We start from the raw sequence: 14,999 nt of genomic DNA, 5'->3' as shown, positions 1-14,999 counted from the left end.
AAGACGGCGATGTTTATTCGCTCACGGACCGCTTCGTGCGGGGCGCTCACGCGATTCACATATTTTCACCTGCCCTGACGATAAGACAAGTCCGATTTTCTTTCCTCTGTTGTTTCTGACGCTGTGCTGGGTTGGCTCATGAAAATACGGCGCTAGATTACGGGCCATCAGAAATTATTAAAACAAATAACAAGATGAACAGGACACGCTATCGACTGGTATTCAGTCGCACACGGGGAATGCTTGTTGCTGTCGAGGAAACGGCCGCGGCAGCGGGCAAGCAAGCCGGACAGACGCACGAGCACATGGGACACTCGACAGTGCGCGCCGCATCGTTCACGCTGCGTCAGATCGCTTTTGCCGCACTCGCGCTGCTCGGCGCGCTACCGGCCTTGTCCATCGCGCAGATCGTCGCGGGCGGCGCGCACGCACCGAACGTCATCCAGACGCCGAATGGTCTCGACCAGGTCAACATCAACCGGCCTTCCGGCGCGGGCGTTTCGGTCAACACCTACAACCGCTTCGACGTGCAGTCGAAAGGCGCGCTACTCAACAACTCACCGACCATCGTCCAGACGCAGCAAGGCGGCGTGATTAACGGCAATCCGAACTTCGCGTCGGGTCAGTCGGCGAAGATCATTGTCAACCAGGTCAACAACGCGAGCGCTTCCCAACTGAACGGCTATCTCGAAGTCGCGGGCAGTCGAGCGGAAGTTATTCTTGCGAACCCGTTGGGAATTTCCGTCAACGGCGGCGGCTTTATCAATACGAGCCGCGCCATTCTGACCGCCGGCACACCGAACTACGCGCCCGATGGCTCTATTTCGGGCTTCAACGTCACGGGCGGCAACATCACGGTCAGCGGCGCGGGCCTGAATGCGTCAAACGTCGATCAGGTTGATCTGCTTGCCCGCGCAGTACAGGCGAATGCGGCTATCTACGCCGGCAAGAACCTGAACGTCGTCACGGGCGCGAACAGCATCGACCATGACACGCTGAGTGCGACACCCATTGCAGGCGACGGCCCCGCGCCTGGCGTCTCCATCGACGTGAGCAATCTCGGCGGTATGTACGCCAACCGTATCCAGCTTATCGGGACAGAGGCCGGAATCGGTGTTTCCCTCAAGGGCGTCGTGGCAGCGAATGCCGGCGACCTCGTCCTTCAGTCCAACGGCCAGCTCGTGCTTGCGGGCACGCAGAACGCGAGCGGCAATATCAGCGCGAGCGCGCGCGATGGCATCAGCAACAGCGGCACGACCTACGCGCAGCAGAACGTCAGCATCACCACGTCTGGCGAACTGACCAACAGTGGCCTGGTTGCCGCGCAGCAGAGTACTGGCGTCAGCGCGGGCACGGTGAATTCGACCGGTACGCTCGCGTCGGGCGTGAACGGCGACGGCTCACTGGCACATTCCGGCGACCTGAACGTGAACGCGTCGGGCACGGTCACGGCGAACGGCCGCAATGTGGCGGGCGGCAATGCGACCATCGGCGGCGCAACGGTCAACCTCGCGAGGAGCATCACGTCAGCCAACGGCGCTATCGCGCTCGCGGCGAACAACGGCGACCTGAACCTGTCCGGCGCGACGACGACCGCAGGCAGCACGCTTGATGCGCGCGCGAGCGGCACGCTCACCAACGACGACGGCACGATGTCCTCGGGAGGCGCGCAGACCGTCACGGCGGGCGCACTCTCGAACCGCAGCGGGCAGATGGTTTCGGGTAGTTCGCTTGACGAGAACGTCGCGGGTGCCGTCAACAACTCGGGCGGCACGATGCAGGCGAACGGCGCGCTGTCGGCCGCGTCTGGCTCGCTCGACAATACGGGCGGTCATGTCGTATCGCTGAACGCTGACGGGCTCACGGTTTCGACAGGCGGCCTGCTCAACAACGGCACGGGCGGCAGCATCGGCGGCAATGGCAACGTCACCTTGCAGGCCGGACAGATCGCGAATGCAGGTTCCATAACGGCAGTCCAGAGCCTGATTGCGACGGCGGTACAGACCCTGTTCAACAGCGGCACGTTCGCGACCAACGCGAACATGACGCTCGCGGCCGGCTCGACGCTCACGAACGCGGGTCAGGTCACAGCGGCCGGCGCACTCGCACTCTCGTCGGCGACGTTCGACAACAGCCGCGGTACGGCCAGCGCCAACCAGTTCACGCTGCACGCGGCGAACCTCGTCAACCACGCCGGCAACATCACGCAGACCGGAACCGGCGCGACGACGCTCGGCGTGACAGGCACGCTCGACAATTCGTCCGGCGGCACACTGCAAACCAACAGCACCGACCTGACACTTGCGCCGGCCACGCTGGACAACGACGGCGGCACGATTACACACACCGGTAAAGGCACGCTCACGATCAGCGCGGGCAACGGCGCGGGTGCGGTGTCCAACGTCGGCGGCAAGATTGCCACCAATGGAACAGCGACGATCCAGACCGGCACGCTCAACAACACGGCGGGCTCGGTCGTCGGCCAGACCGGAATCGCGGCAACGGTCGGCGGCGCACTGAACAACACGAATGGCAAGCTGCTTTCGAATACGGACCTTGGCATCACGAGCGGCACGCTGAACAACAACGGCGGCCAGATCGGCGCAGCCTCGAACGCGACGATGCAGGCGTCATCACTGACGAACAACGGCGGTTCGATGGTCGCGCCTAACCTCTCGGTGACGACCGGTGGCACGCTCGATAACAGCAGCGGCGACATTGAGGCGAACCAGCTTGCCCTGAAAGCGACCGACATGTTGAATCACGGCGGCACGATCACGCAGTACGGTACGCCGACGATGGGCTTCAACGTCAGCGGCACGTTCGACAATTCGGCGGGCGGCACACTCCAGACCAACAGCACCGATTTCACACTCGCGCCGGGTGCGCTCGACAACGACGACGGCAAGATTCTCCACGGCGGGACAGGCACGCTGACCCTTGCACCGGGCAATGGCGCGGGTGCGATCTCGAACGCGGGCGGTCAGGTCATCACGGCTGGCAAGCTCGTCGCGCAGACCGCCAGCCTGAACAATGCGAATGGTGTGCTTGCCGCACAGCGCGATATCACAGCAAACGTCGCGGGCGACACCAACAACACACAGGGCGCTATCCGCTCACTCTCGTCGGAATCCCTCACGACGGGCGGCACGCTCACGAACACGAACGGACAGATACAGTCCGGCACGGGGGCCGCGGGCGGCACGAGCACGCTCAATATTCAGGCCGGGGCAATCGACAACACGAACGGTCTCGTCGGCAACCTCGGTATGGGCGACACGACCGTACACGGTGGCAGCCAGACGACCAACAGCGGCGGCGCGATGACGGGCAACGGCAACGTCGTCGTCGATACCTCGGTGCTCGCGAACACGCAGAATGGTCAGCGCGGTGGTCAGATAAGCGGCGCGAACGTCTCGGTGCAGGCCGATACCGTCGACAACAGCGGCGGCCAGATTGGCAGCCTGACCGGCTCGAACGGCGATGTCGCGATCACGACGATCGGCACGCTCACGAACACGAACGGGCAGATCGGCGCGACACATAACCTGTCCGTCAACGCGGCGGCACTCACGGGCGGCGGCGCATACAGCGCGGCGAATGATGTCGCGGTCAGCGTTCAGGGCGATTTCTCACCGACGCCGGATTTGCAGTTCGCCGCGGGTCATGACCTCACCTTTACCCTGCCGGGTACATTCAGCAACGGCGCGACGCTGGAGGCCGTGAACAACCTCGGCATCAACGCGGGCGACATCGCCAACAGCGGCGTGATGATGGCGGGCGGCACGCTCACGACGCACTCGAACACGCTGGAGAACACGGGTGCGATGGTCGGCGGCAGCGTCTCGCTCAACGCCACACAGTCGATCACCAACGTCGGCCCGACCGCGCTGATCGGCGCGACTGACAGCAACGGCACACTCGAACTGCTCGCGCCCGATATCGAGAATCGCGACGACACCACGGCCACGGACACACAGGCGACGACCGCTATTTACGGTCTCGGCAAGGTCGTGCTCGCGGGCGGCAAGGATGCCAACGGCAACACCACCAGCGCGAACCTGATCCGCAACCAGTCGGGCCTGATCGAATCGGCGGGCAACATGACGCTCGACGCGGCGCAGGTCACGAACACGCGCACGACGATGACGACGACCGGCCTGAACCAAACGGTCGATCCGGCGCTGCTCGCGCAGCTTGGCATCAGTCTCAAAGGCTGCACGGCCATTGTTACGGCGGCGTGCGATCCGGGCCATCCGTATGTTGGCTGGGTGCTCTCGGGCGACCCGACCGCCATTGGCGGCGCGTTCCCGACGCCGCCGCACGGCGGGCAATGGAATAGCGGCTATCAGTACACGACCTACACGGGTGTCGCGCTCGCGAACCTGATTGCCGGTATCAGTCCGCAGGCGCAGATCATCGCGGGCGGCAACCTCGACGCGTCGAAGGTCGCCGTGCTCCAGAACTACTGGAGTGCGGTCGCCGCGGTCGGCAACATCGCCGCGCCCGTCTCGCTCGACCAGAACAGCTGGCAGGGACAAACCGCGCCCGAAGTTCAGGTCACGTACTCAGGCTACTACCACTACACCAACTACGATCACAGCATCGCGGACTGGACGCTGCCGTTTGGCAATGTACCGTTTATCGGCTCCAATCCAGGCGGCTACCAGATCGCGTCCGCCGACGTCAAATATTTCGGACTCCCGGAATATGAGTCGAGCTTCGCCGCGGGCGGCACGCTCTCTGGCACGGGCATTAGCATCAACAACACGGCGGGTAACGCAGGCATTCCATCGCTCGGTCTCGCCCCTGGTCAGGCGCTAACCGGCGTGACCATCGGCGGGATTAGCGGCAGCGCGGACGCGAATGCCGGGGCCGCCTCGTCGGTCAGCGGCAACGCGTCCGGCACAAAGGCCGGCGCAACTTCGGTCAGTGGCGGCGCGGGCATGGTCAATCCGGTCATCGCGAACGCGACGGCGCAGACCGTTATGCAAAACCTGACGGTTCCCCAAGGTGGCCTGTTCAGTCCGGCGACCGCACCGGGCGCAACGTACCTGATCGAAACGAACCCGGCCTTCACGAACCAGAAGACCTTCATTTCGAGCGACTACTACCTGCAACAGCTCGGCTTGAATCCGCAGACCACCGAAAAGCGTCTCGGCGACGGCTTCTACGAGCAGCAACTGGTACGCAACCAGATTACGTCGCTGACCGGCAAGGCGGTACTGGGTCCGTACACCGACCTTCAGGCGATGTACCGTTCCCTGCTTGCGGCCGGCGCTTCGCTCTCGCAGTCGCTGAACCTGCCGCTCGGCATGAGCCTGTCGCCTGAACAGGTGGCGCAACTCACGAGCAACGTCATCATCATGCAGACCGAAGTGGTCAATGGTCAGTCCGTGCTCGTGCCGGTCGTCTATCTCGCGAAGGCGAGCCAGCAGAACATGAACGGTCCGCTGATCGCCGCAGCCGATATCGACATCCAGAATGCGCAGACCTTCACCAACAGCGGCACGGTGCAGGCGGCCAATACGATGTCGATCCAGGGGCAGCAGATCAACAACGCGTTCGGTGCGCTGCAAAGCGGCGGCCTGATGTCGCTGAACACCACTGGCAATATCGACCTCACTTCGGCGAAGGTGAACGCGGGCAGTCTCGCCCTGAACGCGGGGGGCGACCTGCTGCTGAACACGGCAGTGAAGACCGTTGAACAGGTCAGCGCGACGGGTGCCACGCGCACCACCGCCACACTCGGCCCTGTCGCGAGCCTGAACGTTACAGGCAATGCAGCCATCGTCACGGGCGGCAACTTCGAGCAGAACGCGGGCAACCTGAACGTCGGCGGCAACCTCGGCATGGCCGTAGGCGGCAATTACGATATCGGCTCGGTGCAGACCGGCGAACACGAGGTCGTCGCGGGCGCGAATGGCCTATCGAATACGGACCTGAAACAGACGACCGGCGGCTCTGTAAATGTCGGCGGCGTGTCGGCTATCGGCGTGGGCGGCGACCTGACGGCGACAGGCGCGAACATCAACCTTGGTGGCGGCGGAGTCGTCGCGGCAAACGGCAATGTCACGCTTCAGGCGGCAAAGGCGACTTCGACCGTCGATAGCAACAGTTCGGGCAGCGACAGTCACGGCAGCTACTCGGAGTCGATGCACCTGTCGAACGATGCGCTCACGGCGACGACCCTCAATTCCGGCGATTCGCTGACCGTTGCATCGGGCAAGGATATCAACGTCACCGGCAGCGCGATCAGTCTCGACAAGGGAACCGCGACGCTCGCGGCAACGGGCGACGTGAACATCGGCGCGGCGACGGAAACGCATGTCGACAACTCGCAGGAACAGCACCAGCACAGCAACGGCGTGAGCGGCAAGGAAGTACAGAGTTCGCGTGACACAACGACGACGCTCTCCCAGGGCAGCATGGTTTCTGCTGACGCAGTGCAGATCGCAAGTGGCAAGGACATCAACGTCGCGGGCAGCACCATTGTCGGCACGAACGATGTCGCGCTTAATGCGGTGCATGACGTCAACATCACGACGACGCAGAACACCATGCAATCGTCGGGCACGTATCAGGAGAAGAGTACGGGCCTCGGGACGAGCGGACTGACCGTCACGGTCGGCACGAACAAGCTCGCGACGACCGACCAGGAATCAAGCGTCACGAACAATGCAAGTACGGTCGGCTCGATCAACGGCGACCTCTCGATTCAGGCGGGCAACACCCTGCACGTCACGGGCAGCGATCTTGTCGCGGGCGGGAACCTCGCGGGTACAGCGGCGAACGTCATCATTGATGCAGCGACCGATACCGCTAATCAGGCGCAGACGCAAAAGCAGAGCAGCAGCGGCCTGACGATTGGATTGGCGGGCTCGGTGGGCGACGCGATCAACAACGCGTATTCGGAGTCTCAGGCTGCGAAGAACTCTTCGGGTAATGGCGACAGCCGCGCGGCGGCGCTGCATGGCATTGCGGCCGCAAGCGACGCCTTTACAGCAACGGGTGGCGCGATGGCCGCGGCCGGTGGCGGCAAGCCTGACATCGGCGTCAAGGTCAGCATCGGTTCAAGCAAGAGCGAAAGCCAGTCGTCGGAGGATCAGGCGACACAGCGCGGTTCGAGCGTCACGGCAGGCGGTACGGCAGCGTTTGCCGCAACGAATGGCGACCTGACCATCGCCGGCTCGAACGTGAACGCAAATGATGTCCTGCTTGCCGCCAAGGACAAGGTCAACGTCATCAACACGACGGATACCGATTCGACGCGCAGTTCGAACAGTTCCAGCAGCGCGAGCGTTGGCGTTCAATACACGCTTGGCGGCGGCTTTGGCGTCTCGGCGGCGATGGCGAATGCACACGGCGACGCGAACAGCGACGCGTCGATCCAGAACGCGTCACATGTCACGGGTGCGAACAGCGTCACGGTCATTTCGGGCGGCGATACGAACATCACCGGATCGCAGATCAGCGGCAAGCAGATTGCGGCTGACGTGGGCGGCAACCTGAACATCGCAAGCGTGCAGGACGTGACGAACAGCGCCGCGCATCAGAGCAGCGCGGGCGGCGGCTTCACGATCAGCCAGGGCGGCGGCAGCGCGAGCTTTAGTGCGCAGAATGGCCATGCGGATTCGAACTATGCGGGCGTGAACGAACAGGCCGGAATTTACGCGGGCGACGGCGGATTCAACGTCAACGTCAAGGGCAACACGGGCCTGACCGGCGCGGTGATTTCCAGCACGGCCAACGCGTCGAAGAACAGCCTGACGACCGGGACGCTTACCTACAGCGACATCCAGAACCAGTCGCACTACGACGCGAACAGCAACGGCATCAGCGCGGGCGTGGGTGTCGCGAATACGGGCAAGTCGGTCGGCCCTGGTTCGGTCAGCAATGGCGGCGGCATTTCGCCGATGCTTCCGCAGAACGAAAGCGGCGACCAGAGCGCAACGACGCGCACCGCGGTCAGCGCGGGCACGATTACGGTCACGGATACGACCCACCAGATACAGGACATTGCAGGTCTGATCCGTGACACGACGGACACGAACGGCAAGGTCGCGAACACGCCGGATGTTAATGCCCTCCTGAACCAGCAGGCCGACCGGATGAACGCGGCACAGGCAGCGGGCCAGGCCGTTGCGCAGCGTATCGGCGACTACGCGAATGCAAAGGAGAAGGCAACAGGCGATCCTGAGTGGGCGGAAGGCGGAAACAAGCGCGCCGCGATGCAGGCGGCGGGCGCGGCAGTCGTCGCGGGCCTTGGCGGTGGCTTGGCGAGTGCTGTCGAAGGTGCGGCCGGCGGGGCTATCGGCTCGAAGATGGCCGGCACGCTCAACGGACTGAGTAATTCGATTGCCGCGTCGAACCCGACCGGCAACGCAGACATTAACCAGGCGCTCGGAAACATCGTCGCGAACGTCATCGCGACGGGCGCGGGTGCGGCTGCCGGCGGCGCGGGTGCGTTCTCCAGTTCGGACGTGGACCGCTATAACCGGCAACTCCACCCTGACGAAAAGCAGGCGATCAAAAACCTGGCCAACGGGGACGCCGACAAGGAACATCGTCTTGAGGCGGCAGGATGCGCACTTATTCACTGTGCGGCAGAATTTGCGCCGGGTACGGCCGACTATGCGAAGTATTCCGCGCTGGAACAGGAAGGTGCAACCTATACAGCCGAACAGACACAACTGAAGAATTACAGCGGGTCTTCATTCTCGACGGCTGGCTATGGCGGCATGGTGAGACAAACACCTGGCAGCAGCTTGTTCCAATACAGCACAGATAACACACAGACTGACCGGAAATCGTCACTTGCTGCCATGGCAGCACAACGGCCGGGATCGGTCGATTATGTGACTTTGCAAGCTGGGGCAGGGTTAGGCGGGAGCGTTACGGTCAATCTGTATAACGGGAACGTCTACGCGGGTGGTTCTATCTCAGCTTCTCGTGAGAAAGGCGTTGGCATCGTGTTTGGCATGATCCCGGATAACGTTGGCATGAGTACAACGAACAAGGCTGAGGAGACGGACAAGCTACTCGTTGGACAATCAGTTGGCGGAAATGGATGCCTGTATGGTGTTTGCGGTGGACTGAATCATTCAGTTGGGGGGCGGACAGCGGTCGAGGTGGGAATCGGCATCGGTGGGGTAACGAAGCAAGCAAATCCTAGTGGTAACGGCTCAGGAGGTTACAGTCTCCCTTTGTTCACTATTCCATGGATAGGAAATTCAAATGCGAAACACTAAAGAGCGATCATGGAAAGCCATTGCCTGGGTAATCGTAATGATTTTTGGACTGAGCATCGGAGTGATTGCAATGCTGAATAATCCGTCAAAAGTGGAGTCTGAGGAACACTTGGCGACGATGACCCGAGACATGGACGCTGCTTTGAAAACGGGTGGCGTCGTCGACTCTACCTACTCCAACGCAAAGATTGGTGGCTCGTTGTTGATTAAAGATATTACCGCTCACTCATGGAATCCTGAGATGGCTAAGGCTTATCAACTTGAGCTAACGAAGCGAGGATGGGTGCAAAGATCGAATGATGGAAATGTCATCACCCTTTGCAAGAACCATATGCTTGCAAAAATCAATACTTTCCCAGAGAAGGATAGCTCTCGCGGATTACCGCGAGATGTCTATGCATTTTCAATGATCTACGATGCAAGGACGGCGAAGGAATGTCGTTAACCTATGTGCAAGATCGCTACAACCGGCAACTCCACCCTCACGAGCGCCAATGGGCCAAGGACAACACGGGCAAGTTCGCGCAGTTCTACAAGGACCAGACCAGCCAGAGCATCACGGCCGACCAGGCGCAGCAGATGCTTCTCGCCAATGGCTACCGCATTGTCGACGCGGCGGCAAGCAAGGGACCGGGGGCAACACGACAGCCGTCCAGTTCATCAGCCAGAACGCGGGCGATATGTTCCGCGCGACATCGGCCGAGTACAACAGCCCGTTCCTTTACGGGAATGCCGATCATTCGCTTTCGCCCGAACAAAAGGCTCTACCTGGTGCGATAGCGAATCCGAAGGCAGGTCTCGCGATTGCGGCCGGTCTTGCGACCGCGGGGCTCGCTCCCGAAATCGCTGCTGGTCTTGCGTCGATACCTGGCGCGCCGATCTTCGGTGCAGACGGCCTACTGGGTTCGTCTACTCTGGCATCGCGTGCGGGAATAGGCGCAATAACTGCCGGTGTGAACGCTACATCGCAGTACGTTCAGAACGGATCAATCAATCCCATCGACGTCGGATACGCGGCTGCCTCCGGGTGGGCTGGAACCTACTACCAGGCTTTCGGGAACGTCATGGTCAATCTGGTGACGGGCGCTGCGGACACATATACCAACAATAAGGTGTATGGGAAGCAGGACAGCGTAGTGACCGGTTCATTGGTCAACGGGATGGCTGCTGGAATCGGATATGGTGTAGGTCTGGCCGCACAGTCCGTAATCAGCAAAATCGGGCAGCAAGCCGCTAGTGGTTATAGCTGGGCCGGTACGGGCGTTTGGTCCGGGCAGGCCGGCACAAACCTGTTCTCACCGAATAATTTGCCTGTTATCGGATCTGGCTTTGGCGGTGCAATTGGATCGGAAACCGGCACTGCGGTAATTAACAACGTCAAGTCAAAGCTCATCAAATGACCATGCTCAAGCTTCTTGCGACGTACCTAAAGTTGTTTTTGATAGCGATAGCTGGCGTCGCCTTGATACGGGTTGTAGTCATCCTTTTCGTGACGCTGCTCTACGGTGGACACTGGCCTTGGGGAATGGCCGACGTTTGGTTCGTACTGAAGCAAGGAACTCTGCTAGCCGTTGTTTTCTGGGTCTTCGCGACGGTTTCCTACTTTAAGAACAAGTGACAGATCTGTGGCTCATGGATCAGATTCAATTGTCCTGCGGCATCTGGAAGCTGGTGGAGCACAGTATCACGCAGCACGAGCGCGAGCACGGGCGTAAGCCCGTCGCGCTAATTCTGCATCCCGCGCACATTGACGAATTCACACGCGGCTCCGAATGCGATCCGGCCGTGCTCGACGGCGTCGCTGTGTTCGTGAGTCCGCTATTTTCTGTGGCCGCGCTCTCGGACGAAGACGGCAATACACACGAGCTGTAACCCTGGAACATCATGAAAATTCGAAAGAGGCTGGCGGCGCTGCCGCTCACAGCCCTGGTCACTCTCGCGCCCAATGTACCGGCGCAAAGCCTGGGCGATATCGAAACCGAGCAAAATCAGCAGCAACGACGCGACGCGCAGCAGCGTGAGGCGGCCGTGTCGGCGCCCGTTGTGCGTTCCGACCTGCCGAAGATGGAAGCGTATCCCGCAATTCCGCATGAGTCACCGTGCTTTCGCATCGACACGTTCTCGCTCAAGGTACTTGATTCTCTGCCGGCTGCGACGCAGAAGAAAGGCGCGTCGGCCTTGCCGCAAGACCCGTTCGCATTCGCGCGTGAATGGCTCGACCACTATCAAGGCCAGTGCGTCGGCAAGGAAGGTATCGACGTACTCACGAAGGGTTTGCAACAGGCGATATTGAGCCGTGGCTATGTCACCACGCGCGTACTCGTGCAGCCGCAAGACCTGACGGGCGGAACGCTTACGCTCGCGCTCGTGCCCGGTATCGTGCGCAATATCGCCTTCGCGGACCCGTCCATGTGGGGAACATGGAAGACCGCCTACCCGACGAGTAGCGGCGACGTCCTGAACCTTCGCGACCTTGAGCAAGGGCTTGAGCAAATGAAGCGCGTCAGCAGTCAGGACGTGAACATGGAGATCCGGCCGACTGACGTACCGGGAGAAAGTGACGTTATCCTCACGGTCAAGCGCTCGAAGCCCTGGACCTTCGTCGCTTCGGTCGACAACTCGGGTACGGAATCGACGGGCAAGTGGCAAGGCAACGTCAACCTCGGCCTGAATAATCCACTCGGCCTGAACGACATCCTCTCGCTCGGGGCAAATCAGGACTTGTCGTTTGGCAACAAATCGCTCGGCTCGCACGGGTTCAACGGGTCGTATTCGGTGCCGTGGGGATACTGGACCGCGACGCTCTCGGGCAATACAAACACGTACTACCAGAACATCGCGGGCGTGAACCAGACTTTCGTTTCCAGCGACAACTCGCAAACCGCGGCTCTGCGAATCGCGCGCGTTATCTCGCGCAGCCAGAACAACGTGCTCGGTGGCTACGTGCAACTGTCGAAGCGTTTCGGCGACAGCTTCATCGACGACACGACCATTCCGACGCAGGCCCGCAACAACACCTTCCTTGAATTGGGCGCGACCGACCGTCATTACTTCGGCGCTGCGCAGTTCGATGGCACGCTCGCCTATCGCCAGGGTATCGGTGGATTCGCGGCGACTGCGGACCCGTATCCTGAAGGTCCAACGTACCGCTTTCATATGGCTGTACTCGATGCGAATCTCTCGGTTCCGTTCGCGATTGCGAATCAGCGTTTCGCGTATGTGGGAACCATCCACGGGCAGTTCACGAACGACACGCTGTTCTATATCGACGATCTGACCATCGGCAGCGGCTATACAGTGCGCGGCTTCGACGGCGAAACGATGCTTGCGGCAGAGAAAGGATTTTACTGGCGCAACGAACTGCAATGGCCGGTGTTCCAGACGGGGCAGACGTTATATGCAGGGATTGACTATGGGCGCGTGTTCGGACCGAACACGAAGCTACTGGCGGGAACCCAACTGGCGGGCGCGGTGATTGGCATTCGCGGCGGCTTGCCGGCGAAGTATATCGGCCTGTCCTATGACCTTTTCGCGGGCACGCCGATCTATAAACCAGAGGGATTCCCGACCGCGCGATGGACGGTCGGGTTCCAGCTGACGGCGGCGTTCTAGCCGTCCGGCCCATGCGAAACATAAGCGCGACGCAGAATAAGAAACGCCACCTCGAAAGGTGGCGTTTCTATCACACGACGCTCAAGCAGCCAGCGCCTTCGTCTGCCCGGCACTCACCAGCCGACGATAACGCGACAGTGCCCAAAGCGGGAAATACGCGGTATACCCGTGATACTTGAGGTAGTAAATACGCGGGAAACCCGGCGCATTATGCGAGCGGTGCCACCAGAAGCCCTCGCTGTCCTGCACCGAAAGCAGATACGCAATCCCGCGCTGCACCGACTCCGACTCGAAATCGCCAAACGCCATCTGCGCAAGCAGCGCCCACGCCGTGAAGTTCGACACACTCTCGCCGCCGTTCGTACCCGCGAGCTTCGGATCGATATAGCTATCGTTGGTCTCGCCCCAGCCGCCATCCGCATGCTGACGCGAACGCAGCCACGCCAGCGCGCGAGCGATATACGGCTGCGACGGATCTTCGCCAGCCAGCGCGAGACCGGCCAAAACGCTCCACGTACCGTAGATGTAGTTGGTGCCCCAACGCCCCCACCAGCTGCCATCGGGGCGCTGCGTCGTCTTGATGTAGTCGATGCAACGCGCGAGCGACGCCTTGTCCTCTTCGCGCCCGGTCACGCCGAAGCACAGCAGCACGCGGCCCGAGACATCTTCCGTCGGCGGATCGAGCAACGCGCCGTGATCGGCGAACGGAATCGCATTCAGATAGAGACGATCGCAATCCGCATCGAACGCAGCAAAACCGCCGTTGCGCGATTGCAGCCCGCGCATCCAGTCGAGCGCCAGCGTCACGCGCGCGGCATACGGGTCCGAGCCGGTGATCTGCTTTTGCAGGCGGCCGCGACGATGCAGCATCGCCACCACGACAGCGCTGTCGTCGATGTCCGGATAGTACGGGTTCTCATACTGGAAGGCCCAGCCGCCCGCCGGCACGTCCGGCTTGACGTTCTCGATCCAGTCGCCCCTGATGTCGTCCACCTGACGCTCTGCGAGCCAGTCGTAGGCGAGCGTGACCTGCTTTTCCAGTTCGGCGCGCGGAATATGCGCTTCGCCCGCTTCAGGCGCTTCGGCATCCGGCACGGCCAGCGCCTGCTCCAGCGCCATCAGGCTCCATGCGGTATCCCACACGGGCGAGAGGCAAGGCTGGCAATACACGCTGCCATCCGGCCGCTCGACCAGCAGCTTTTCCAGCGCGTTTTCGCAATCGCGGCGCAGCGGATGATCTTCAGGATACCCAAGCACTTCCATCATCTGGTAGCTATAGACGATGGGCGGGAAGATGCCGCCCATGCCGTCTTCCCCGTTCATGCGCTCGGCGCACCAGGCCTCTGCGTGCTTGATCGCGCGCTTGCGCAGCGCGCCGGGAATCAGCGGCTCGATATGACGCACCATACGGTCGATGCCGAGAAACAGCCGGCGCACGCCCTTGCCGCGCGGGAAATATTCGCGCTCCTGCTCGGGCGGCGTCGCGAACAGCTCGGCGATCGACACGTTATGCGGGTTGCGCGCGCGCGCCTTGAGCGAGCACAGCACGAGCAGCGGCACCATCGTCGTGCGCGCCCAGTACGCGACCTTGTACATCGAGATCGGCACCCACTTCGGGAACAGCACGAACTCGATCGGCATGAACGGCGTGGCGCGCCACGGCACCTGGCCGAAAGTCGCCAGCAGAATGCGCGTGAACACGTTGCACTTCGCGGCGCCGCCCAGCTTCAGGATGGCTTCCCGTGCGCGCACCATGTGCGGTGCGTTTTCCTTGTCGCCCGCGGCCTTGAGCGCGAAATAGGCCTTCACGCTCGCCGAGACGTCGGCGGCGCCATCCACGTACAAGTCCCACGCACCATGCGTTTGCAGGCGCTGTATCGCACGCAGGTAGCGCGCCATTTTCTCCTGGCGCACGGTGTCGATCTTCCCCATGAAATGCATCATGAGGATGTACTCGGCCGTAATCGTCGCGTCGGATTCCAGCTCGAAACACCAGCTCCCTTCGGGCTCTTGCCGGCGCGCGAGCGCGTCGCGTCCCCGGACGATGGCGGCGTCGAGCAGCGCCGCGAAAGGTAGGTCGGATTTTTTCATGGCGCGAATAATACCATCCGTACGGAATGTTTAGCGCCGAGGCCC

Annotated in this window: 6 protein-coding genes; 5 read left to right on the top strand and 1 reads right to left on the bottom strand. The window is 61.6% G+C overall.

Annotated elements, in window-relative coordinates; genetic code table 11:
- Positions 1-194 precede the first annotated feature (194 nt).
- From U5782_RS34835 to U5782_RS34815, 5 genes are all read left to right on the top strand, one after another.
- The gene (locus U5782_RS34835) at positions 195-9,251 is read left to right on the top strand and encodes a hemagglutinin repeat-containing protein (RefSeq protein ID WP_322048392.1); all 9,057 of its coding nucleotides are present in this window, start codon (positions 195-197) and stop codon (positions 9,249-9,251) included.
- Positions 9,238-9,696, top strand: coding sequence for a hypothetical protein (locus U5782_RS34830; protein ID WP_322048391.1), 459 nt, complete (start codon positions 9,238-9,240; stop codon positions 9,694-9,696). Before U5782_RS34835 ends, U5782_RS34830 begins: the two co-directional genes overlap by 14 nt.
- Positions 9,697-9,931: 235 nt before the next feature.
- Complete coding sequence (locus U5782_RS34825) at positions 9,932-10,651, top strand: hypothetical protein (protein WP_322048390.1); 720 nt, start codon at positions 9,932-9,934, stop codon at positions 10,649-10,651.
- A 232-nt stretch (positions 10,652-10,883) separates the two neighbouring features.
- Entirely contained in the window at positions 10,884-11,123 is a 240-nt protein-coding gene (locus U5782_RS34820; protein ID WP_322048389.1) for a hypothetical protein, read from the top strand.
- A gap of 12 nt (positions 11,124-11,135) precedes the next feature.
- Entirely contained in the window at positions 11,136-12,863 is a 1,728-nt protein-coding gene (locus U5782_RS34815) for a ShlB/FhaC/HecB family hemolysin secretion/activation protein (RefSeq protein ID WP_322048388.1), read from the top strand.
- An 81-nt stretch (positions 12,864-12,944) separates the two neighbouring features.
- Here U5782_RS34815 and shc read toward each other — a convergent pair whose 3' ends face one another.
- Complete coding sequence (shc, locus tag U5782_RS34810) at positions 12,945-14,954, bottom strand: squalene--hopene cyclase (RefSeq protein ID WP_322048387.1); 2,010 nt, start codon at positions 14,952-14,954, stop codon at positions 12,945-12,947.
- Between the last annotated feature and the right edge of the window lie 45 nt (positions 14,955-14,999).

Origin of the sequence: Paraburkholderia sp. J67, from assembly GCF_905220265.1 — a bacterium.
Taxonomy (GTDB): Bacteria; Pseudomonadota; Gammaproteobacteria; order Burkholderiales; family Burkholderiaceae; genus Paraburkholderia.
The sequence above is the reverse complement of the archived record's forward strand: the minus strand, read 5'-3'. Positions and strand labels throughout refer to the sequence as shown.

Excerpts from the sequence above, each read along its gene's own strand:
- U5782_RS34835 (WP_322048392.1), top strand. The coding sequence starts at position 195 with ATGAACAGGACACGCTATCGACTGGTATTCAGTCGCACACGGGGAATG.
- U5782_RS34830 (WP_322048391.1), top strand. The coding sequence starts at position 9,238 with ATGCGAAACACTAAAGAGCGATCATGGAAAGCCATTGCCTGGGTAATC.
- U5782_RS34825 (WP_322048390.1), top strand. The coding sequence starts at position 9,932 with ATGTTCCGCGCGACATCGGCCGAGTACAACAGCCCGTTCCTTTACGGG.
- U5782_RS34820 (WP_322048389.1), top strand. The coding sequence starts at position 10,884 with ATGGATCAGATTCAATTGTCCTGCGGCATCTGGAAGCTGGTGGAGCAC.
- U5782_RS34815 (WP_322048388.1), top strand. The coding sequence starts at position 11,136 with ATGAAAATTCGAAAGAGGCTGGCGGCGCTGCCGCTCACAGCCCTGGTC.
- shc (WP_322048387.1), bottom strand. The coding sequence starts at position 14,954 with ATGAAAAAATCCGACCTACCTTTCGCGGCGCTGCTCGACGCCGCCATC.